Below are 22,772 nucleotides of genomic sequence, written 5' to 3' on the forward strand. Positions count from 1 at the left end.
TTCGGGCGGGCCGTCCATGAAACGCGTGCGGCCCGCGCGCCAAACGGTTCGGTGTCCTGCTTGAACGCGGCATTCGCGCGGAAAATCGCCGGGACGCCGGTATCGGGGTGCCAGGTTGACGTTGCCGTCGCGGCCCGACGACGGCCTGAAATCGGACTGCTACGAATCCGCCCCGCCCTTGTCGATCTCTATCGACGTCTCCCAGCGAAAATAGCCGGACACGGCACCATCGCGGTCCAGCACGGCGAAATCGGCCGTGCACGTGGTGGCGCCCGCGGCCAGCACGTCGCTGCGCCAGTAGTGATCCGGCATCGGCCGACACTGTGGATGGAGCAGGTCGTCGTCGGACGGCACCGGCGTCGCGGCGTCGCGCACCTCCGGTTCGATCGGCGCGACGATGCCCGCGTCCTTCAATGCGAACCGGATGAACAGCACGCTCGCTTCGGCACGCAGCGCCAGCGCCGTTTCGCGCAGGCGGAGCTGGTCGCCAGGCGACAGGCCGGCAAAGAGCCGGCTGTCGTTGCGGCCGAGCGGCCCGGCGTCGCCGGGGCTCACCACGTAGATGTGCCGGCCGTCGATCACCGTCGGCGTATCGGCGTTCCGGCTCGCATCGGGATAGGTCGACAGCAGCGTGACGGCATCGACGATCGCGAGCACATCGCAACGAAGACCAGACATGGCACGTCCTCCGGAACGGGAATATGACGCGGACGACCGCCGTGCGGCCGCCCGCCTGCCGAGATCAGTTGTGGATCGAGATGAACGGATCCCACTGATAGCAACCCAGCGACTGGCAGTTGCGGTCGATGATCTGGAAGTAGAAGTGATAGGTGACGCGGCCTTCCGACAGCGTTTCCGACGACCAGTAGTAGTTGTCCACCTTCTGGCAGGTCGGCGTCGACGGCGAGCTCGGATTCGGAATCGGGACCGATGCGGTGGCCTTGCGCGGCGTCGGCGTCGAAATCAGGTCCTTGCCCTGGTTGGCGATGAAGCCGTAGAAGACCACCTGCTTCTCGAAACCCAGGGACAGGCTCGTTTCGCGCCAACGGATCAGGTCGCCGACCTGGGCTCTCAGGTCGAGTTCGCCGCCCGCCTGCCCGGAGACGACGTTGTCCTGGTTCGTGACCATGTACACGTGCTTCCAGTCAATCAGCGTCGGGTTTTTCGGATCCCGGCTGGGATTCGGATATTTCTGGAGAATCGTTTCGGTATCGATCGAGACGAGCACATCGGTAACGCGTGACATAGGAACTCCCGTTCAGGTAAATGGGGCGGCCGGTGCGCGGACTGTTTCATACGACCTTCAATCACCGATCGGGTGATAGATTCGTCACGAAACCTTGAAACATCAAGTTGTCCCGCGATTTAAATTTACACCGCTCAGTTAATCCAATGAACCTGTAAACGATGACAGTTCTCGATTATTTTTTATAAAATCCCCAGCTTACCAAAACAATACCAATGATTGATCCTGTATTCCGCATCATTCTCACCAAGGATAAATCAACGCACCATGAGCACGCCCCTCAAGGATTCGCGGGAACGTGAAATGTTCGACCATTTTATTAGCATTTTTTATTAACGCCACCGTCTCCGACACGAATCCATTACCTCGATGCGTAATTGTGTAAATTAACCTTTACACCTCATACCAAATCGAAACAAAAAGACTCACGCGACCAGCCCATAATCCCGACATTATTTAAACGCACTTTTAACGGCATTATTTCACCCCGCACGCCACCCGGCTCGATTAATGGAAAATCCGGACCGAGACCGCTGACGCTATAAGTTCGCACTCGATCTCGATCCGTACGTCATCACGGGCACATATGCATGCCCGGCGCTCCCGCTACTCGACATTGTCCGAAACGTCCGTCATCCGGATCATGTGCGGCTTCACGCCTTCGTCGTCCGCCACCTCCTCCTTCGGATGGATCAGCGCTTCGAGCCGCGCCTTCGTCGCGACGAATTCGGGCGTATTGACCTGCGAATAATCCCGCGGCCGCGCCACCGGCACCTCGATCAGTTCCTGCACGCCGCCCGGGTTCGCCTTCAGCACGAGAATCCGGTCCGCCAGGAAGATCGCCTCGTCGAGATCGTGCGTGATGAACAGGATCGTCACGTCGATATTGCGCCAGATGTCGAGCAGGTGTGTCTGCATCCGCGCACGCGTCTGCGCGTCGAGCGCGCCGAACGGCTCGTCCATCAACAGGATGCGCGGACGGTTCGCGAGCGCGCGGGCGATCGCCACGCGCTGCTTCATGCCGCCCGACAACTGATGCGGATACACGTCGGCGAAACGCGTCAGCCCGACCAGATCGAGCCATTGCAGCGCCTCGCGCTCGGCTTCGCTGCCGCTGCTGCCATTCATTCGGAGGCCGAACATCACGTTCTTCTTCACGGTGAGCCACGGAAACAGCGTGTAGCCCTGGAACACCATCCCGCGATCGGCGCCCGGCCCCTGCACGGGCTTGCCGTCCAGCAACACCTCGCCGCTCGTCTGCGCCTCGAGCCCGGCCAGGATGCGAATCAGCGTCGACTTGCCGCAGCCGGACGGGCCGATCACGCACACGAACTCGCGCCGGTGGGTACGGAAACTGATGTCGTCGAGCGCGACGCACTCGCCCTGCGGCGTCGCGAAACGCTTGCCGACATGCCGCACGTCGAGAATCACGTCGCGGTCCTTGAGCCGCGCGAAGCGCTCGCGCACCGCGTCGGATTGAATCAGGTAATCGGGAACGGCTTGCGGATTCTGCATGATGCCCTCTACGGAAATCGGTCGATGGATGCGCGTCAACGGGCGTCACGCCTTCAGCGTGCGATCCCACGGAAACAGCTTGCGGCCGAGCAGTCCGAGCGCGATGTCGGTGCCGAGACCGATGATCCCGATCATCAGGATTGCCGCGTATACGTTGTCGAAATGCTGGTAGCGCGCCTGCTGGCTGATGTACCACGTGATGCCCGAGCTCGTGCCGACGAGTTCGGCGACGATCAGGTAAGTCCACGCCCAGCCGAGCAGGATCCGCTGGTCGCGATACAGGTCCGGCAGCACGCCCGGAATCACGACGTGCGTGAGCAGCTGAAGCTTCCTCGTGCCGAGCGTCATCGCGGCCTCGAACAGCCCGTATTCGAGCTTGCGCGTCGTGTTCGCGACGATCAGCACCTGCTGGAACAGCGTGCCGATCACGATGATCGCGACCTTCGGCGCGTCGTAGATGCCGAGGATCGCGACCATCAGCGCGCCGAACGCCGGCGCCGGCAGGTAGCGGAAGAACTCCAGGAACGGCTCCTGCAGCCGCGCGAGCGCGCTGAAGGTGCCGCAGACGATGCCGAGCGGCACGCCGATCGCGGACGAGATCACGAAGCCCCAGAAGATGATCCGGATGCTGTGCCACAGGCTCTCGTGCAGCCACACGCCGTCGCGCGATGCGGGCGGCGTCGTGAACGCCGTGTAGAACGCGCGCAGCACCGCGTGCGGTGCAGGCAGGTACACCGGGTTCGCGCGCACGCCCTCGGGCACGGCCGCGTGCGTCGCGCGCGCATGCGCAAGCTCGTCGTCGAACACGTCGCGGTCGATCTGCATGCCGGTCTGGAAATAGTCGACGCTTCCCGGATTCGTGATGCGCATTTGCGGATGCCAGACGAACGGCACATAGCTGATCAGGCACCAGACGGCGAACGGCAGCAGGAAGGACGCCAGGCCGAGCGTCCATTTGCCGCGAGCCGTCAGCTCGCGGCGCACGGCGAGCCAGCCGGTCGTGTTGCGGGTCGTTGACATGGGAATCTCCGTATCGTTTCAGGTGCCGGTCGCGCGCATGCCGGAGCAACGCGCGACCGGGCGTTCATTGCAATGCGCCGCTGGCGGCCTGTGCGAGGTAAGCCCGCCAGCCGCCGAAGCGCGTGATGTCCTGCGCATCGACGAGCGCCGCGCTTTCACACAGGAAGCCTTGCACCTGCGAGCCGTCCGCGAGCGTCAGCGTGCCGATGCCGAGCGGCGCCGCAATCCCGGCGATGAAGCTGCCGTACGCGTCGACGGGCATCTCCCAGATCTCGACCGCGATCGGCGCGCCACCGTCCGGCACGCGCACGAGGCCCGGCTTGGCGACGCCGCCGCAGGCGGCCGCGGACAGCGCGTAGAGGCGATAGGCGGCGGCCGTCGTCGTCGCGGCGACGAACCGCGCGCCCCGCTGCGTGAGCTGCCCGTTCAACGGCTCGCCGCGCAGATGCGCGCCGACGACGGCCACGCGCACGACAGCGGACGACACGTCGGGCGCGGGGGCCGCCAGTGCGAGCGACCCGCCATCGCCGGCAGCGACCGTGCCATCGGCCCACGCCTGGGCGAGATCGAGCAGCCGCGCATCGTCGTGCGCACGGCCGACGAACGTGATCCCGAACGGCAACCCCGCGTGACGCCCGCTGTCGCACGTGCCGGCCGGCACGGCGATCGCCGACAGGTCGAGCAGGTTGACAAAATTCGTGTAGTAGCCGAAGCGCGAGTTGACGCCGATCGGATCGGCTTCGAGCGCGTCGACGGTTGCGGTCGTCGCCGAGGTCGGCATCACGATCGCGTCGAGCCCGCCCCACGCGCGCGCCGCCTCGGCGCGCAGCGTCGCGAGCCGATCGAATGCCGCGAACGCATCGGCCGCGCTGAAGCGCGACGCGCCGCCGACGATTTCGCGAATCACCGGATGCAGCGCATCGGGTTCCCGCGCGGCGAATGCGCCGATCGCGGCGAGCCGCTCGGCAACCCACGGGCCGTCGTACAGCAACCGCGCGGCCGCCAGGAACGGGCTGAAATCGATCTCGACGACTGCCGCGCCGGTCGCGCGCAGGCGTTCGAGCGCCGCGCCCCATGCGGCACGGTACGATTCGTCGCCGAAGAATTCGAGCTGATCGGCACGCGGCGCGCCGAAGCGCACCTGCGCGAGCGGCCGCACCGGATGCGCGCGCAGTCCGCCCGCGCCCGCCGGCGGCTGCCATGCGCGCCCGTAAGGATCGCCGTCGGTCACGCCATGCGCGGCGTCGAACACCGCCCGCGCATCGGCCGACGAGTGCGCGAACACCGACACGCAATCGAGCGACCGGCAGGCCGGCACGACGCCGAGCGTACTCACCACACCGCGAGTCGGCTTGAGCCCGACGAGGCCATGGAACGCGGCCGGCACGCGCCCGGAACCGGCCGTGTCGGTCCCGAGCGAGAACGTCGCGACGCCGAGCGCGACCGCCACCGCCGACCCGGAACTCGATCCGCCTGACGCATAGCGCGAATCGAGCGCGTTGCGGCACGCGCCGTAAGGCGAGCGCTGCCCCGACAGCCCGGTCGCGAACTGGTCGAGATTGGTCTTGCCGATCGGAATCGCACCGGCTGCGATCAGCCGCTCGACCACGGGCGCGCTGCGCGCCGGCGTGTATGCATAAGCCGGGCAGGCCGCCGTCGTCGGTATGCCGGCGAGATCGATGTTGTCCTTGATCGCGAACGGCACGCCGTAAAGCGGCAACGACGCGACGTCGCGCCCGGCGAGCGCGTCGGCATACCGCGTCATCTCCGCGCGCGTCAGCGGGCGGATCCACGCACGATGCGGATCGCCGGCGTCGAAATGCGCGGCGATCGCGTCGACGAGCGCATGCGGCGTCAGGTCGCCCGCCGCGTAGCGCGCGCGCAGCGCGGCAATCGAGCGCAGCCCGGGCAGGATGGAACGTTCCGTCGTGCTCATGCGACCTCCTCGGCGGCGCCCGCCTTCATCACCATCAGCCGCTGGCCGGCCACCACCGCCGCGCCCGGCGCGCAATCGATCGTCTCGATCGTGCCGTCTTCCGTTGCCGTCACCGCCACCTCCATCTTCATCGACTCGACGATCGCGACGACCTGCCCTTCGGTCACGCGCTCGCCGGCCTCGACCAGCACCTTCCACACGCTGCCCGACACGTCCGCGGCGATCGCCCGCTGCGTGTCGTCGAGCACGCCCGCTGCCCGCGCCGCCTGCGCGTCGCCCTGCTCCGCGTCGCCGACGTATTCCGCGTGCCCGGCCGCCCGCCATCGCTCACGCTCGGCTTCGAACGCGGTTTGCTGCGCGGCCTTGAACGTCGCGATCGAATCCGCCTCGTCGCGCAGGAAGCGGTTGTATGCGCCCAGATCGAACACGGATTCCTCGATCCTCAGCGACGCGCGGCCCACGACGAAATCCGCGCGCAGCGCGGTCAGCTCCGCCTCGCTGACTTCGTAAAAGCGGATCTCGTCGAAGAAGCGCAGCAGCCAGGGCTTGCCGGCCTCGAATTCGCGCGTGGTGCGGTGGCGGTTCCACATCTGCACGGTCCGGCCGACGAACTGGTAGCCGCCCGGCCCTTCCATCCCGTACACGCACAGATACGCGCCGCCGATGCCGACCGCGTTCTCCGGCGTCCAGGTGCGCGCGGGGTTGTATTTCGTGGTCACCAGCCGATGCCGCGGATCGATCGGCGTCGCGACCGGCGCACCGAGGTAGACGTCGCCGAGCCCCATCACCAGATAGCGCGCGTCGAACACGATGCGCCTGACGTCGTCGATGCGCGCCAGGCCGTTGATGCGCCGGATGAACTCGATATTGCTCGGGCACCACGGCGCATCGGGCCGCACCGACTGCATGTAGCGCTCGATCGCGACGCGCGTCGACGGGTCGTCCCACGACAGCGGCAGATGCACGATGCGGTTCGGCACGCGCATGTCGGCCACGTCCGGCAGTTCGCGCTCGGCGGCCTGCAGATGCGCGAGCAGCGTGGCAAGCGGCAGCGTCCGCGCGTCGAACTGCACCTGCAGCGAGCGAATTCCCGGCGTCAGGTCGAGCATGCCGGGCAGCCGGTGCGCGTCGAGCCAGCACATCAGCGCGTGCACGCGAAAACGCAGGTTGAGATCGAGCACGAGCGGCCCGTATTCGACCAGCACGTTGCGATCGCCCGAGCGCCGGTACACCACGCCGATGCCGCCGCCGGCCGACGGGTCGCGATGCAGCACGCAATCGTCCGGCGCGCCTGCGGGTGCCACAGGCGCGATCGCGGCGACCGCGGGCGCGGGCGCGGGCGACACGCGGGCGCGAACGAACTGCACGGTGTCGCCCGGGCGCAACTGCCCGAGCTTCCACAACTCGTCGCGCACGACCGTCACCGGGCACACGAAGCCGCCGAGGCTCGGCCCGTCCGGGCCAAGAATCACCGGCATGTCGCCGGTGAAATCGACCGCACCGATCGCATACGCGTTGTCGTGGATGTTCGACGGATGCAGGCCGGCCTCGCCGCCGTCCACGCGCGCCCATTGCGGCTTCGGGCCGATCAGCCGCACGCCGGTGCGGCTGGAGTTGTAATGGACCGTCCACTGCGTGCCGTAGAGCATCGCGATGTCGTCGGGCGTGAAGAAATCCGGCGCGCCGTGCGGCCCGTCGAGCACGCCGAGCGTCCATGCATGCGTGAGCGCGGGAACGTCGGCCGCGGCCAGCGTCGCGCCCGCGTCGCCGCGCCCCGCGTCCGCGTGCAGATGCAGCACGTCGCCCTTGCGCAGCGCGCGCCCCGCGTGGCCGCCGAACTGGCCGAGCGTGAAGGTCGCCTTGCTGCCGAGATAGTCGGGCACCTGCAGCCCGCCCTTCACCGCGAGGCAGGCGCGCACGCCCGCGCCGGTCACGCCGCCGAGCTTCAGCACCGCGCCGGGCCGCGCGCGCAGCACCTGCCAGAACGGCGCGGGCTCGCCGTCGAGCGTGGCCGCGAGCGGCGCGCCGCCGAGCACGAACAGCGTCGCCGTGTTGAAGCGCAGCGTCGCGCCGACCATCGTGAATTCGAGCCCCGCCGCGTCACGCGCGTTGCCGAGCAGCGCGTTCGCGAGATCGAACGCGCGATCGTCCATCGGCCCGGACGGCGGCACGCCGACGCTCCAGTAGCCGACGCGCCCGGGGGCCTGCTGCACGGTGGTCTGCACGCCGCCGTCGAGCACGTCGATCGTGTGCGGCGCGAACGCGAAGCGCGACAGGAATGCCGTCGTCGGCGCGCCGCGCGCGAACGTGTCCGAGCCGACGACGGCGCGCAGGTAGTCGAGATTGGTCTCGATTCCGTACAGCTCGGTACGCGCGAGCGCGGCCTGCAATGCGGCCAGCGCGTCGCGCCGCGTATCGCCGCGCACGATCAGCTTCGCGAGCAGCGGATCGTAATGCGCGCTGATCTCGGTGCCCGCTTCGATCCAGCCGTCGACACGCACGTCGTCCGGAAACGCGACGTGCGTGAGCAGCCCCGCGCTCGGCTGGAACTGCTTGTGCGGATCCTCCGCATAGAGCCGCACCTGGATGCTCGCGCCGCGCGGCGCGACGGCCAGCGTGTCGAGCGGCGGCAGATCGCCTTCGGCCTGCAGGATCATCCATTCGACGAGATCGACGCCCGTCACCGCTTCGGTCACGCAATGTTCGACCTGCAGCCGCGTATTCACCTCAAGGAAATAGAACTGCCGCGCGTTCGCGTCGAACACGAATTCGACGGTGCCGGCCGACGCGTAGCCGGCCGCGCGGGCGAGCCGCACCGCGTTCGCGTGCAGCGCGTCGCGCTCGGCGCCGGTCAGATCCGGCGCGGGCGTTTCCTCGATCACTTTCTGGTTGCGGCGCTGCACGGAGCAATCGCGTTCGCCGAGCGCGATCGCGCCGCCCCGGCCGTCGCCGAAGATCTGCACTTCGATGTGCCGCGCGTGTTCGACGAACTTCTCGAGATAGACGCCCGCATGCGCGAAGTTCGCGTTGCCGAGCCGCACGACGGAGTCGAAGGCCGCCTCGAGCTGCGCGGCATCGCGGCAGAGCGACATGCCGATCCCGCCGCCACCGGCGGTGCTTTTCAGCATCACGGGATACCCGATTGCGTCGGCTTCGGCGAGCGCCGTCGCCACGTCGTCGAGCAGCCCCGTGCCCGGCAGCAGCGCGACACCGTGCGCGGCGGCGAGCGCGCGTGCGGTGTGCTTCAGGCCGAACGCGCGCATGTGATCGCCGCTCGGCCCGATGAAGCGCAGGCCCGCCGCCTCGCATGCATCGGCGAACCCGGCATGCTCGGACAGGAAGCCGTAGCCGGGATGCACGGCCTGCGCGCCGGTCGCGCGCGCGGCGGCGAGGATCGCCGCGACGTTCAGGTAGCTGTCGGCCGCCGGCGCGGGCCCGACACGCACTGCCTCATCGGCAAGCGCCACGTGACGCGCGTCTCGATCGGCGTCCGAATAAATCGCGACCGACGCGATGCCGAGCCGCTTGAGCGTGCGGATCACGCGGCACGCGATTTCGCCGCGGTTCGCGACGAGGACCTTGGCGAATCTCATGTTGCCTCCCGCGAACGATCGTGAGCGTGAGCGTGGTTCATTCAGCCTCCCAGATCGTGAGGCGCACGGGCGTCGGGTTGTAGCCGTTGCACGGGTTGTTGAGTTGCGGGCAGTTCGAGATCAGCACGGTGACGTCCATCTCCGCGCGCATCTCGACATACTTGCCGGGCGCGGAAATGCCGTCCTCGAAGGTGAGCCCGCCGAGCGGCGTGACGGGCACGTTCATGAAGAAGTTGACGTTGCCGACGAGGTCGCGCTTGCCGAGCCGCGTGCCCGCGCCGCACGTGCAGTGCGCGATCGCGTTGAGGAAACTGTCGCGGCAGTTGTGCATGTAACGCTTGTCGAGCGCATAGCGCACGGTGTTGCTTTCGGCCGCGCATGCGCCGCCGAGCGTGTCGTGGCGGCCGCAGGTATCGGCGACGATGGTCACCATCGGGTTGCCCCGGCTGGACAGCAGCACGCTGCCCGCGCTCAGGTACAGGTTGCGCTGCGCGCGAATCGTGTCCTGCGCGCTGTAGCGCTCCTCGATGTCGTCGGACCGGTAGAACAACGTGTCGACCGCCTGGTTGCCTTCCAGGTCGAGGATGCGGAAAACCTGTCCGCGTTTCAGGTCGTGCAGCCACGGTTCGCCCGCTTTCAGCGTGGTGTCGTGAATCGCGTCGCGCGGGTCGAGACGGCTTTCGATGATCGGCATGACGGGCTCCTTACGCGAACAGGCGGTCGGTGTTGGCGAAGCCGCGCACGTTCTCCGCGCAGGCGCGGCGGCACGGGTCATCCTCGGGCGCGGCGCCGTCCGCCGGATACGCGCGATAAGCGATCAGCTTCACGGGCTTCGGCGCATAGTCCGCACGCGGATCGAGCGGATGCGGCGCGGTCGAGAACGCCGCGAGCGTGTTCATCTCGAAGCGCAGGTCGAGCGCGCTGCCGGCCGGCGAATGGCCGGCGACGAAATCGAGCGTGCCGTCGTCGCGCGTGTCGAGCCGGCTGAAGAAGTTGACGTTCGCGGCGAGATCGCGCGCCGACAGTCCGTATTTCGCGAGCTCGAGCACGAGGCTGTCGCGGCCGTTGCGGATCATCGCGTTGCGATCGGCCTGGTACGAGGTCGTGCCGTACTTGTGCGCGAACAACCGCGCATCGCCGACGCCGCCGAGCGGGTCGTGCCAGCCGAGCGTGTCGGCCGTGATCGACGCGATCACGCGCCCCATGTCCGTATACAGCGCGTGGCCGCGCGTGAGGTGCGCGGTGTGCTGCGCCTTCAGCGTGTCGGCCATGTTGTAGCGTTCGAGCGGATCTTCCTGGCGATGAAAGACGGCGGACAGGTTCGCGCCGCCGTCGACATCGACGATGCGCAGCGCGAGGCCGCGGCGCAGGATGCCGGACCAGTGGGTTCCTGCGGGGATCAGCGTTTCCCACGCGACGTGCGTCGGTGGAGCAAGGACGGGGACGGCTTGGGGGCTCGGCGACATGGCGGCTCCGTGGTCGGTTGGACAAAAGGCGTGAGAGGGCGACCGAACGACATCGCGACCTCCCGGGCTTTTATCCCTCCGTGGAGCCTCGCCGTTTCCTCGAATCGAGGCGAAGGCAAGACCGGATTGCTCTCGGACCAGTCATCGCGCGGCACGAACGCCGCACGACCGGAACCCTAGCGATCCTGAAGATGATGCAAATTGCTTCGCACCTCTCGGGCGTCGATAAAGCGAGTTGCGTGCCAGCCGCCGCGCAACGACCGCACGACGCGGCGCGACGGCCCGATGACGCACGGCATGCACGAATCGGCGGCGGCCGCTTGCCCTCGCGGCGGGCGTGCGACGCACCATGCGCACGCGATCGCGCACCGGCGCAGTGCGCGTCGCGCACGCGTGCACCGCGCGGTCCGCGATGGCATGGGCATTGCTGAATGGATGCATCGTCACTCGATACCCCACTCGTCATGAACAAGCTCGACCTGCTCCGGCGCGCATTGAGCGCGCTGTTCTCCGCCCGCTTCATCGAACTTCAGCGCACCGTTCGTCGCCGTTGAATCGCGTTGCCGCGCGTGATTGGCACGCTTCTCGCTCGGCATGACGCCGAGAGGTGCGGCGGCGTCGCATCTTAGGGGTGCTAGGGTTCCGGTTCATCGAACGTCTGGTCCGAGAGCAGCCCGGCGCGGGTGCGTCCGATCGCGAGATCGGATGCACCCGCGCTACACGGCGGGACAAAAGCCCGGGAGATTGGCGATGGCAACGGCCGTCGCGCCTCTCCGTGGCCGCTTTTCGTTCCGCATCCGCAGGAACCGGTCACGCGGCCGGACCGCGCACAGGCACGGTCCGAATCGACGATCCCGATCCCGGTCTCCTGGAGAACTACGATGACCCGTCCCGCCCTGGCGTTCCGCCGCCTGCCGTCCCGCCGTTCCTTCCGTTCCATCCGTCACGCATTGAGCGCCGCCGTCACGGCCGCCGCGCTGCTGGCGGCGCCCGCCGTGCACGCGGCGGCGCCGCTGAAAATCGGCTACAGCGACTGGCCGGGTTGGGTCGCGTTCCAGGTCGCGCTCGACAAGGGCTGGTTCAAGGAAGCCGGTGTGGACGTCGACTTCGAATGGTTCGATTATTCGGCATCGCTCGACGCGTTTTCCGCCGGCAAGCTCGACGCGGTCGCGGCGACCAACGGTGATGCGCTCGTCACCGGCGCGGCCGGCGCGAAGAACGTCATGATCCTGCTGACCGACTATTCGGCCGGCAACGACATGATCGTCGCGAAGCCGCCGCTGCGCACCGTCGAAGGCCTGAAGGGCAAGAAAGTCGGCGTCGAACTCGGCCTGGTCGATCACCTGCTGCTGGAAACCGCGCTGCAGAAGCACGGGCTCAAGGACGGCGACGTCACGCTCGTGAATGCGAAGACGAACGAACTGCCGCAGGTGCTCGGTTCGTCGAACGACATCGCCGCGGTGGCCGCATGGCAGCCGAATGCGGGCGAGGCGTTGAAACGCGCGCCCGGCGCACGGGCGATCTTCACGTCGGCGGATGCGCCGGGGCTGATCTACGATGCGATCACGGTCGCGCCGGCGAGCCTCGCCGCGCGTCGGGCCGATTGGGCGAAGGTGGTCAAGGTCTGGTATCGCTGCGTCGCGTACATCAACGACCCGAAGACGCAGGCCGATGCGGTGAAGATCATGTCGGCGCGCGTGGGCCTCACGCCCGCGCAATATCTCCCGCTGCTGAAAGGCACCCACCTGCTCGACGCGGCGGCCGCGAAGCAAGCGTTCCGCAAGGGCGACGGGCTCGACTCGATCTACGGATCGACCCGCAACGCGAATGCGTTCAACGTGCGCAACGCCGTGTACAAACAGTCGCAGGACGTCGACGCGTATATCGATCCGCGCGTCAGCGAGCTGCATTGACCGTCGCGGGCTCGCTTGCAGGCCGGGCCGGGCATGCCGGTGGCGGGTCCGGTTCGGCCGCTCCGGACATCCGCGCGGACGCATGACCGATCGAATCGGCGGTACGCGGGCCTGGCTTCGCATCGGGTCCGCGTATTGAAGCGACCGAAGCGAGCGATGCAAAAAAGCGGTAGCGGAATTCAGTCCTGACAGCGGGAGCGCACGTCCTCGGAGACGACGTCGACGCCCCTGCGATGTACCTTCCTGCTTCACGCCGCGCGAAACGATACGGCAACCGTGCCATTGAACCGGTTCGTCGCGATACCGATCGTGGCCGCGGCAAGCAACCTCTCCGCCATGCACGGCGCTCATGCGCCGCATGAGAACTTATCGATTGTTGGCAGCGCCGATCGACACCGACAATCCGCTTCATGCCCCTTGCTTGCGGTATGGGCCACTCCCCCTCCCAATCGGCACGCCACGATCCATGAACCATCCAGCCCCCGTCTCCTGCATCGCCGAGGCCCGCGCGGCCACGGCGGCACCGTTCCATGCCCGCCCCCGCACCTGCGGCGAGGCGCTCGTCGATCTGCTCGAACGCCAAGGCGTCGAATGCGTGTTCGGCATTCCCGGCGTGCATACCGTCGAGCTGTATCGCGGCCTTGCCGCCTCGTCGATCCGTCACGTGACGCCGCGCCACGAACAGGGGGCCGGATTCATGGCCGACGGCTATGCCCGCGTCACGGGCCGGCCGGGAGTCTGCTTCATCATCACCGGGCCGGGGATGACCAACATCGCGACCGCGATGGCACAGGCCTACGCGGATTCGATTCCGATGCTGGTGATCTCGAGCGTCAACGCGCGGCGCGAGCTCGGCAGCGGCGACGGCCGCCTGCACGAGCTGCCGTCGCAGCGCGACGTGTTCGCGGGGCTCACCGCGTTCTCGCACACGCTGCTCGACGCGGCCGACCTGCCGCAGGTCCTCGCGCGCGCATTCGCGGTTTTCGAAAGCGCGCGACCGCGGCCCGTGCATATCGAGATCCCGCTCGACGTGATCGTGATGCCGGCGCCCGCGTTGCCCGCCGCTCCGCTCGCGCTGCCCGCGCGCCCGGCTCCGGACGCCAACGCCCTTGCCGCAGCCGCCGACCTGCTCGCGCACGCCCGCCGGCCGCTGATACTGGCCGGCGGCGGCGCGATCCACGCCGCGGCGGAACTGCGCGAACTCGCCGAGCGCCTGCACGCGCCCGTCGCGCTGACGATCAACGCGAAGGGCCTGCTGCCGGCCGGCCACCCGTTGCTGATCGGCTCCACGCAGTCGCTGCCGGCCACGCGCGCGGCGATCGGCGACGCCGACGTGGTGCTCGCCGTCGGCACCGAACTCGGCGAAACGGATTACGACGTCACGTTCGACGGCGGCTTCGCGATCGACGGCCGGCTGATCCGCATCGACATCGACGCGCAACAGTTGATGCGCAATGCGCGCGCGGAAATCGCCATCGCCGGCGATGCGCGGCTTGCGCTCGGCGCGCTGTCGACCCGCCTGCACGAACGGCCGGCGCCGGCACCCGAGCCCGGCTGGGGCGCGTCGCGGGTGGCCGCCGTGCGCGCGGCGATCGCGTCCGGCCACGACGACGCCGCGCGTGCCCAGGCGCTGCTGATCGACACCATCGTCATGGCGCTGCCCGGCGCGATCATCGCCGGCGATTCGACGAGCCCCGTCTATGTCGGCAATTTCACGCACGATGCGCCGGCGCCTCGCAGTTGGTTCAACTCGTCGACCGGCTACGGCACGCTCGGCTACGGGCTGCCCGCCGCGATCGGCGCGAAGCTCGCCGCGCCTGCGCAGCCGGTCGTGTGCCTGATCGGCGACGGTGGCCTGCAGTTCACGCTGCCGGAACTCGCGAGCGCGGTCGAGGCCCGTGTGCCGGTGATCGTGATCGTCTGGAACAACCGCGGCTACGGCGAGATCCGCAAATACATGGTCGCGCGCGACATCACGCCGGTGGGCGTCGATCCGTATACGCCCGATTTCCAGGCACTTGCACGCGGCTTCGGCTGCGCGGCGCTCACGGCCGCGACACCCGGCGCACTGGCCGAAGCGCTGCGCGACGCGACGGCACGCACGATTCCGACCGTGATCGAAATCGACGAGGCAACCTGGTTCGATCAGGTGCAGCGATGAGCACGATTCCGGATCTCGCGTTCAATCCGCCGCTGCATACGCGCCACTTCATCGACGGTACGTGGCGCACGAGCTTCAGCGGCGCGACGCTGCCCGTCGTCGACCCGTCGACGGAAGCGGTCATCGCCGACGTCAGCGCGGGCGGCGAAGCCGACGTCGAGCGTGCCGTGCAGGCCGCATCGCGCGCGTTTCCCGGCTGGAAACGCACGACGGGTGCCGCGCGCGCGGCCCTGCTCCGCGCGATCGCGCGTGGCGTCGATGCACGCCGCACACGGCTCGCGACACTGCAGTCGATCAACAACGGCAAGCCGTTCGCCGAGGCCGAGATCGACGTCGCGGACGTGATCGCCACCTTCGACTACTACGCGGGCCTCGCGGAACGCCTCGACACCGACGGCGAAACCGAGATCGCGCTGCCGGGCGGAGACCATCGCGCATGGATCCGGCGCGAACCGGCCGGCGTCGCCGCGCTGATCGTGCCGTGGAATTTCCCGATGGTGACGACCGCGTGGAAGCTCGCGCCCGCGCTCGCCGCCGGCTGCACCGTCGTGCTGAAGCCGTCCGAGATCACGCCACTGCCAGAGCTCGAACTCGCCGCGATCATTGCCGAAGCGGGCCTGCCGCCCGGCGTGCTGAACGTCGTGACGGGCACCGGCCACGACGTCGGCGCCCCGCTGTGCGCGCATCCGCTCGTCGCGAAGGTGTCGTTTACCGGCAGCACTGCGGTCGGCACGCAGGTCATGAAGACGGCCGCGGACACGATCAAGGGCGTCGGTCTCGAACTCGGCGGCAAGTCGTCGATCGTCGTATTCGACGACGCCGATCTCGATCACGCCGTCGAACTGATCGCGGGCGGCGGCCTGTTCAACGCCGGTCAAATGTGTTCGGCGACCTCGCGCGTGCTCGTTGCCGCCCCGCTCGCCGACGACCTGATCGCACGCCTCGCTCGACGGATCGAGACGACCGTGGTCGGCCCCCCGTTCGCGCCCGGCGTACAGATGGGCCCGCTGACGAATCGCGCCCAATACGAACGCGTGAAGCGCCACATCGCACAAGGCCGTGCAGACGGCGCGCGGCTCGTTGCGGGCGGCGACGCGCTCGCCGGCCCCGGCTACTTCATCCGGCCCGCGCTGTTCGCCGACGTGCCGGCCGACTGCGCGCTATGGCGCGACGAGATTTTCGGACCGGTGCTGTGCGTCCGCGCATTCGACACCGAGGACGACGCGATCGCGGCCGCCAACGATACCGTATACGGCCTCGTCGCGACCGTCGTCACGCGCGATGCGGCGCGCGGCAGGCGGGTCGCCAACGCGCTCGAGGCGGGCGTCGTCTGGATCAACACGCCACAACTGATCTATCCGCAAACCTCATGGGGCGGCTACAAGCGCAGCAGCCTCGGGCGCGAGCTCGGCCCGTTCGGGCTGGCCGCATTTCAGGAGATCAAGCAGGTCATGACGCCGGCCGGCTAAGGGCGCCGGCCCATGCGTTTATGTCATGCCGCGCATGCGGATATTTCGTTTGTTGCGGAAATTTGACCTCCCTACAGTTCATCCACACCCCGCGCCGCAGTTCGGCGACCGGCATCGAACCACACGACATCGTTCATCAGGAGACGGCCATGCAACACTTCAAGGCGGGCAGAAGGCAGGTGATCAAAACCCTCGGCACGGCACTCGCCGCATCCGCCATTCCGATGCCATTCATCAGTACTGCGAATGCACAATCGAACCGTTTCGCCGGCAAGACGCTGCGCCTGCTCACCTGGTCCGACGATACCGGCGCGGCCGCGCTGCGCAACATCGCGGAAACCTTCAGCAAGCAGACGGGCGCACGCGTGATCGCCGATCGCGCGGACGGCACGTCGGGCATGGTCGCAAAGGTCAAGGCCGCCGGCGAGCGGCCGACCTACGACGTCATCACGCTCGCGGGCGTCGGCGCGGCCGGACTCGCCGACGCGGGCCTGCTCGCGAAGCCGGACCTGAACCGGCTGCCGAACCTGAAGGACGTCGCGCCGCAGTACCGCACGGGCGCGAACGGCTTCGGCATCGGCTACCTGCTGTGGTCGGACGGATTGATCTACAACACGGCGACCGTGAAGAGCGCGCCGTCGAGCTACGAGGCGTTGTGGGATCCAAAGTATGCGGGCCGCCTGTTCCTGCCGCCGCCGGAGTGGGCCGAAGCGGTCGACCTCGCGATCATCGCCGCGAAGCTGGCGGGCGGTTCGCAGCAGAACATCGATCCGGGGTTCAGGAAGCTCGCGCAGCTCAAGGATCGCGTGATGACCCTCGGTGAAAACCCGAACCAGGTCGCCGACCTGTTCCGCACCGGTTCGCTCGACATCGGCGGCATCTATTCGCCCGCGTTCTTCCCGGACCAGATCCGCAAGCCCGACTACAAGATGGGCGTGACGTACGGGATGAAGGAAGGCTTCGCGACGCAACTGATGTTCACCGTGATCCCGAAGGCGCACCCGGGCGACCTCGACCTGATCCACGCGTTCATCAACCATTCGCTCGATGCGGGCGTGCAGGGCCGGATGGCGGCCGACGTGCTCAACGGGTCCGTGAACGCGAAGGCCGTGATTCCCGCGGAGAGCCGCGCGTTCGTGCCGTCGCCGCAGCAGATCGCTGAGAAAGCCGTGCTGCACGACGACAAGGCGCTCGCGATCGTCCAGCCGGCATGGATCAAGCGCTACACGGGCCTCTTCTCGGCGTAACGACATGGCCTCCCTGTCCTCCCCCCGCGATACGGCGCCGGCCGCCGCACCGGCCGATGCCGGGTCGAACGCCGGGCATGCGCTGCCCGGCGTGCCGCCCTGGCTGCTGCTCGCGCCGATCCTCGCGTTCCTCGCGGTGCTCGCCGCCGCGACGCTCACGGTGTTGCGAATGAGCGTCGGCGTGTCCGGCGACGAATGGCGGACCTTCACGCTGCAGAACTACATCGACCTCGCGGACCCGTACTTCGCGACGTCGATGTGGCTCACGCTGCGCCTCGCATTCCAGAGCATGGTGTGCGCGGTGCTGCTCGCGATCCCGGTCGCGCTCGCGATGGCGCGCACCGAATCGCGGCTCGCGCGTCGGCTGATGCTCGCCGGCGTCTTGCTGCCGCTGCTCGTGAACCTGCTGCTGCAAGGCTACGGCTGGCTCGTGATGCTCGGTCCGGCCGGCTTGATCAATCGCGCGCTGCTGGCCGCCGGCGTGCTCGATCGGCCGCTCCAACTGCTGTACCGCGAGCACGGCGTGCTGCTTGGGCTGATCCAGACCGCGTTCCCGCTCGCGGTGCTGCCGCTGTCGAGCGCGCTGCGCGCGGTGTCACGCGCGTACGACGAAGCCGCCGCGACGCTCGGTGCGAGCCGCTGGCAGACGCTGCGGCACGTGACGTTGCCGCTCGCGATGCCCGGCCTCGTCTCCGGCGCGCTGCTCGTGTTCGCGTACAACGCCAGCGCATTCGCGGTGCCGCTGCTGCTCGGCGGTCGACGCGTGCCGATGCTCGCGGTGCTCGTACACGACCAGGTCGCGCCGTTGCTCAACTGGCCCGCCGCGTCGGCATCGGGCGTCGTGCTGATGGCCGCGACGCTCGTCGTGATGGCGGTTTCCCAGCGCCTCGTGCGCACCCTGCAACATGCCGGCGAGGTCAACCGATGAATACCCTGCTCTTGCGCGCGCCTATGCCCGGCCGCCTCGGACGCGCGACCGGTGCGCTCGCGACGCTCGTGTTGTTCCTCGCCGCGCTGCCCATCCTGACGATGATCACGATGTCGTTCGGCGCATCGGGCACGCTCGAATTCCCGCCGCGCGATGTCAGCCTGCACTGGTATCGCGCCGCATGGCAGACGTTCGTGTCGTCCGATGCGGGCAGCGCGCAGTCGATGGGCGCCGCGTTGACGACGAGCCTCGTCGTCGCGGTCGCGACGATGCTGATCGCGACCGCCGTGTCGGTACCCGCGGCGTATGCGCTGTCGCGCTGCCGCTTCCGCGGCAAGACGCTCGTCGAGCAGCTCGTCGCGTTGCCGATCGTCTATCCGCTGGTGATGCTCGGGCTCGCCCTGCTGATCGTGTTCAACGCACTGCCGGTCGAGCTCGGCATCGCGCGGCTCGTGGTCGCGCACGTGATCCTGACGCTGCCGTTCACCGTGAAGAACTGCGCCGCCTCGGTTGCGTCGATCGGCCCCGACTTCGAGGAAGCCGCGTGCGTGATGGGCGCGAGCCCGCGTCGCGCGCTCGTCGACGTCGTGCTGCCGCTGATGCGGCCCGGCATTCTCGCGGGGATGCTGTTCGCGTTCATCGTGTCGTTCAACGAATTCACGGTGACGTTCTTCCTGTACAGCATCGACACGATGACGCTGCCGGTCTGGCTCTACAGCCGCACCGTGTCGTCGCTCGACCCGACCGTGTTCTGCTTCGCCGTGTTCACGGTCGCGATCGACTTCGCGCTGATCTGGATGCTCGAAAAACTCGTCGGCGACAAGGGCGTCGCGCTTTGATGCGCGCGCGGCCCCGCCCTCGCCCGTGCAAGGAACCCACATGACCCAGCTCATCCTCCAGAACGTGACCAAGCGCTTTCAGCAAGCGTATGCGGTCGATCACGTCGACCTGTCGGTGCCCGACGGCAAGCTCGTCTGCTTTCTCGGCCCGTCCGGCTGCGGCAAGACCACGCTGATGCGGATCATCGCCGGCCTCGAAACGCCGACTTCAGGCACCCTGACGTTCGCCGGCCGCGACCTCACGCACGTGCCCGCCAACCGGCGCGATTTCGGAATGGTGTTCCAGTCGCTCGCGCTATTTCCGCACATGACGGTCGCGCAGAACATCGAGTATCCGCTGCGGCTGCGCAAGACGGCCAGGGCCGCGCAGGCGCAACGCGTCGCCGAGCTGCTGGAGCTGATCCAGCTTCCGCACATGGCCGACCGGCTCGTCACGCAGCTGTCGGGCGGGCAGCGCCAGCGCGTCGCGATTGCACGCGCGATCGCATCGTCGCCGCGTCTGCTGCTGCTCGACGAGCCGTTGTCGGCACTCGACGCGAAGCTGCGCGAGGCGATGCAGGTCGAGATCCGGCTGCTCCAGCAACGGCTCGGCATCACGACGATCATGGTCACGCACGACCAGCGCGAAGCGATGACGATGGCCGACGAGATCGTCGTGATGGAGAAAGGCCGGATCCAGCAGGTCGGTCGGCCGCTCGACATCTATCGCGATCCGGTCAACGAATTCGTCGCCGACTTCATCGGCCTCGGCAACATCCTGCCGGTCGCGCGCGACGGCGACGACGCGATCGTCCTGCCGGGCGGGCAGCGGCTCGCGATCGAGCGCGCGCCGAACCCGCCACGCGCGACCGACGCCGTGCGCCTGCTGATTCGTCCCGAGGACGTCTGCGTGCGCCCGGACTCGACAGCGCCGCGCGGTCCGAACACGCTGGCCGGCACGATCACGTTCGTACGCGACGTCGGCGCGTCGATCGAAGCGACGATCGACTGCCGCGGCTTCACGCTGACGGCCGCGACCACGCCGCGCGAGACACCCGACCTGCACGTCGGCATGCCGGTTGCCGCCGAACTGCCCGCACACGCATGCAAGCTGATCGCCGCTCGCGGCGCCTGACTTTCCGTTTCTTCCCCAGCGCAGCAACAAGGATCTCACCATGAACGCATCGACCCAAGCCAACCGCCTCGTGCGACGCCTGCTCGCCCGTACCGCCCTCCTCTGCGCCTGCGCCACCGGCCTGGCCGCCTTCGCGCCGCTCGCGCATGCCGACGCGCTCGACACGATCGCGAAATCGGGCGTCGTCCGCATCGGCGTGTTCGAGGACTACCCGCCGTTCGGTTCGATCGGGCCCGACATGAAGCCGCAAGGCTATGACATTGACATGGCGAACCTGATCGGCCGGGCGCTCAACGCGAAGGTCGAACTCGTGCAGGTCACCGGCGACAACCGGATGGCATATCTCGCCGACCGCAAGACCGACATGCTGCTGTCGGTCGGGCAGACGCCGGAGCGCGCGAAGGTCATCGACTTCTCGAACGCGTATGCGCCGTACTACCTCGCCGTGTTCGGCCCGAAGTCGCTCGCCGTGAAGGGCAACGCCGATCTCGCCGGCAAATCGGTCGCAGTCGCGCGCGGCACGCTGGAGGACCTGAGCGTCAGCAAGGTCGCGCCGCCCAGCGCGACGATCAAGCGCTTCGACGATCCGAACGGCGCGATCGCGGCGTTCCTGTCGGGACAGGCGCAGCTGCTGGTGGTGGGCAACGACGTCGGCGCGACGATCATCGCGCGCCATCCGTCGATCGATCCCGAACAGAAGTTCTCGCTGTTCAGCTCGCCCGACCACGTCGGCCTGAACAAGAACGAGCCGCGCCTGATGCAAAAGGTCAACGACGCGATCGCCGGCGCGAAGAAGAACGGCACGCTGAACACCTTGTCGCAGAAGTGGCTGCACGCGGCACTGCCGACCGATCTGTGATGCGCACCGCCTCCGCCCCGCATTCCCGACCAAAGGCATCGCGATGACTTACGTGTTCGACTTCAGCGATTTCGGCCTCTACGCCGACATGCTCGCGCGCGGCATCGGCGTGACGCTTGGCCTGACCGCGGCCGCGACCGTGCTGGGCGGCCTGATCGGCACCGCCGGCGCGTGGGCCGCGCTCGCCGGCCCGCGCTGGGCGCGCGCGCTCGTCGCGTCCTACGTCGAGCTGATCCGCAATACGCCGTTCCTGGTCCAGTTGTTCTTCATCTTCTTCGGGCTGCCCGGGATCGGTGTACACATCGACGAAGCGCAGGCGGCCGTGCTCGCGATGACGATCAACCTCGGCGCCTATGCGGTCGAGATCCTGCGCGCCGGGATCGAATCGGTGCCGCACGGGCAAGTGCAGGCCGCGCGTGCGCTCGGGCTGCACGGCCGGCAGGTGTTCGGCCACGTCGTGCTGCCGCAGGCGCTCGCGAACGTGTACCCCGCGCTGCTCGGGCAGGTACTGATCGTGATGCTCGGTTCGGCTGTGGTGTCGCAGATCTCGGTGCCCGACCTGACCTACGCGGCCAACTTCATCCAGTCGCGCAATTTCCGCGCGTTCGAGATCTACATCGTCGTGACCGCGATCTATCTGCTGCTGTCGATCGCGCTGCGCATGCTGCTCAATCGCGTCGGCCGACGGCTGTTCTCCGGCCGCGCGCCGCACGGCGCGGCCGCCGCGCCGCGCCGCACCCGGGTTGCCCGCCTCGCGTGGCGCGCCCGCTCCCCTGATACCCACCTGCCGACGGAACGTGCGCGATGATCGAATTCACTTTCCAGGATATTGCATGGAACCTGCTGCTCGCCGCGCGCTGGACCGTGTTGCTGTCGCTGATTACGTTCGGCGGCGGCAGCGTCGCCGGGTTCGCGCTTCTGGCGATGCGCATCTCGCCCATGCCGGCGCTGCGACGCTTCGTGATCCTGTACGTCGAGCTGTTTCAGGGCACGCCGTTGCTGATGCAACTGTTCCTCGGCTTCTTCGGATTGCCGCTCGTCGGCATTGACGTGACACCCTGGGTCGCTGCGTCGGTCGTGCTGACGCTGAACGCAAGCGCCTATCTGGCCGACATCTGGCGCGGCTGCGTCGACGCGGTGCCGCACGGCCAGTGGCACGCGGCGGCGAGCCTCGGCATGACATGGGTGCAGCGGCTGCGCTACGTGGTGTGGCCGCAGGCGTGGAAGATCGCGCTTGCGCCGACGGTCGGTTTCCTCGTGCAGGCGGTGAAGAGCACCGCGCTCACGTCGATCATCGGGCTGACCGAACTGACCAAGACCGGCAACATCATCACCAACGCGGTATTCAAGCCGTTTCCGATCTACGCGATGGTCGCGCTGCTCTACTTCGCCATGTGCTTCCCGCTGACGTGGTATGCCCGCGCGCTCGAGCAGCGCCATCGCATCGCGAAGGCGCGCTGAACCGG

At 68.0% G+C, this 22,772-nt stretch carries 18 protein-coding genes and 2 riboswitches; of the genes, 10 read left to right on the plus strand and 8 right to left on the minus strand.

What is annotated here, in order from left to right; genetic code table 11:
- Nucleotides 1-159 precede the first annotated feature (159 nt).
- From HWX25_RS21125 to HWX25_RS21160, 8 genes are all read right to left on the minus strand, one after another.
- Nucleotides 160-678 carry an AidA/PixA family protein gene (locus HWX25_RS21125; protein WP_175910249.1) on the minus strand — a complete coding sequence of 173 codons (519 nt, stop codon included), beginning with the start codon at nucleotides 676-678 and terminating at the stop codon, nucleotides 160-162.
- A gap of 64 nt (nucleotides 679-742) precedes the next feature.
- Complete coding sequence (locus tag HWX25_RS21130) at nucleotides 743-1,246, minus strand: inclusion body family protein (RefSeq protein WP_059525772.1); 504 nt, start codon at nucleotides 1,244-1,246, stop codon at nucleotides 743-745.
- 606 nt (nucleotides 1,247-1,852) lie between these two features.
- Complete coding sequence (locus HWX25_RS21135; RefSeq protein ID WP_175910251.1) at nucleotides 1,853-2,761, minus strand: ABC transporter ATP-binding protein; 909 nt, start codon at nucleotides 2,759-2,761, stop codon at nucleotides 1,853-1,855.
- 45 nt (nucleotides 2,762-2,806) lie between these two features.
- Nucleotides 2,807-3,781 carry an ABC transporter permease gene (locus tag HWX25_RS21140; RefSeq protein ID WP_175910253.1) on the minus strand — a complete coding sequence of 325 codons (975 nt, stop codon included), beginning with the start codon at nucleotides 3,779-3,781 and terminating at the stop codon, nucleotides 2,807-2,809.
- 64 nt (nucleotides 3,782-3,845) lie between these two features.
- Nucleotides 3,846-5,717: an allophanate hydrolase gene (atzF, locus tag HWX25_RS21145; RefSeq protein WP_175910255.1), complete on the minus strand. Its 1,872-nt coding sequence runs from the start codon at nucleotides 5,715-5,717 to the stop codon at nucleotides 3,846-3,848.
- Nucleotides 5,714-9,310 carry an urea carboxylase gene (gene uca, locus HWX25_RS21150; RefSeq protein ID WP_175910257.1) on the minus strand — a complete coding sequence of 1,199 codons (3,597 nt, stop codon included), beginning with the start codon at nucleotides 9,308-9,310 and terminating at the stop codon, nucleotides 5,714-5,716. Before uca ends, atzF begins: the two co-directional genes overlap by 4 nt.
- A gap of 37 nt (nucleotides 9,311-9,347) precedes the next feature.
- Entirely contained in the window at nucleotides 9,348-10,004 is a 657-nt protein-coding gene (locus HWX25_RS21155; protein ID WP_059525762.1) for an urea amidolyase associated protein UAAP2, read from the minus strand.
- Nucleotides 10,005-10,014: 10 nt separating this feature from the next.
- Nucleotides 10,015-10,776 (minus strand): urea amidolyase associated protein UAAP1, encoded by a 762-nt coding sequence (locus tag HWX25_RS21160; RefSeq protein WP_175910259.1) that lies wholly within the window; start codon nucleotides 10,774-10,776, stop codon nucleotides 10,015-10,017.
- A gap of 57 nt (nucleotides 10,777-10,833) precedes the next feature.
- A riboswitch (guanidine-I (ykkC/yxkD leader) is annotated at nucleotides 10,834-10,967 on the minus strand.
- Nucleotides 10,968-11,399: 432 nt separating this feature from the next.
- A riboswitch (guanidine-I (ykkC/yxkD leader) is annotated at nucleotides 11,400-11,521 on the plus strand.
- Nucleotides 11,522-11,657: 136 nt separating this feature from the next.
- Between HWX25_RS21160 and HWX25_RS21165 the strand changes: the two genes are divergently transcribed.
- The 10 genes from HWX25_RS21165 (at nucleotide 11,658) to HWX25_RS21210 (ending at nucleotide 22,767) form a co-directional block, all read left to right on the plus strand.
- On the plus strand, nucleotides 11,658-12,689 hold the full coding sequence (locus HWX25_RS21165) for an ABC transporter substrate-binding protein (protein ID WP_059817276.1): 1,032 nt from the start codon (nucleotides 11,658-11,660) through the stop codon (nucleotides 12,687-12,689).
- 466 nt (nucleotides 12,690-13,155) lie between these two features.
- Nucleotides 13,156-14,850, plus strand: coding sequence for a 5-guanidino-2-oxopentanoate decarboxylase (locus tag HWX25_RS21170; protein ID WP_208456481.1), 1,695 nt, complete (start codon nucleotides 13,156-13,158; stop codon nucleotides 14,848-14,850).
- Nucleotides 14,847-16,319 (plus strand): aldehyde dehydrogenase family protein, encoded by a 1,473-nt coding sequence (locus HWX25_RS21175; protein ID WP_175910261.1) that lies wholly within the window; start codon nucleotides 14,847-14,849, stop codon nucleotides 16,317-16,319. Before HWX25_RS21170 ends, HWX25_RS21175 begins: the two co-directional genes overlap by 4 nt.
- 149 nt (nucleotides 16,320-16,468) lie before the next feature.
- Nucleotides 16,469-17,566, plus strand: a complete 1,098-nt coding sequence (locus HWX25_RS21180) for an extracellular solute-binding protein (protein ID WP_175910263.1) — start codon at nucleotides 16,469-16,471, stop codon at nucleotides 17,564-17,566.
- A gap of 4 nt (nucleotides 17,567-17,570) precedes the next feature.
- Complete coding sequence (locus tag HWX25_RS21185) at nucleotides 17,571-18,494, plus strand: ABC transporter permease (RefSeq protein ID WP_175910265.1); 924 nt, start codon at nucleotides 17,571-17,573, stop codon at nucleotides 18,492-18,494.
- Complete coding sequence (locus HWX25_RS21190; protein WP_175910267.1) at nucleotides 18,491-19,333, plus strand: ABC transporter permease; 843 nt, start codon at nucleotides 18,491-18,493, stop codon at nucleotides 19,331-19,333. Before HWX25_RS21185 ends, HWX25_RS21190 begins: the two co-directional genes overlap by 4 nt.
- Before the next feature lie 40 nt (nucleotides 19,334-19,373).
- Nucleotides 19,374-20,447, plus strand: coding sequence for an ABC transporter ATP-binding protein (locus tag HWX25_RS21195; protein ID WP_175910269.1), 1,074 nt, complete (start codon nucleotides 19,374-19,376; stop codon nucleotides 20,445-20,447).
- Between the two features lie 40 nt (nucleotides 20,448-20,487).
- The gene (locus HWX25_RS21200; RefSeq protein ID WP_175910270.1) at nucleotides 20,488-21,306 is read left to right on the plus strand and encodes a transporter substrate-binding domain-containing protein; all 819 of its coding nucleotides are present in this window, start codon (nucleotides 20,488-20,490) and stop codon (nucleotides 21,304-21,306) included.
- 43 nt (nucleotides 21,307-21,349) lie between these two features.
- Nucleotides 21,350-22,114: an amino acid ABC transporter permease gene (locus HWX25_RS21205; protein ID WP_175910271.1), complete on the plus strand. Its 765-nt coding sequence runs from the start codon at nucleotides 21,350-21,352 to the stop codon at nucleotides 22,112-22,114.
- The gene (locus tag HWX25_RS21210) at nucleotides 22,111-22,767 is read left to right on the plus strand and encodes an amino acid ABC transporter permease (protein WP_175910272.1); all 657 of its coding nucleotides are present in this window, start codon (nucleotides 22,111-22,113) and stop codon (nucleotides 22,765-22,767) included. Before HWX25_RS21205 ends, HWX25_RS21210 begins: the two co-directional genes overlap by 4 nt.
- The last annotated feature ends 5 nt before the right edge of the window (nucleotides 22,768-22,772 follow it).

It is taken from the genome of Burkholderia sp. BCC1640 (genome assembly GCF_902833125.1).
GTDB classification, from domain to species: Bacteria; Pseudomonadota; Gammaproteobacteria; order Burkholderiales; family Burkholderiaceae; genus Burkholderia; species Burkholderia diffusa.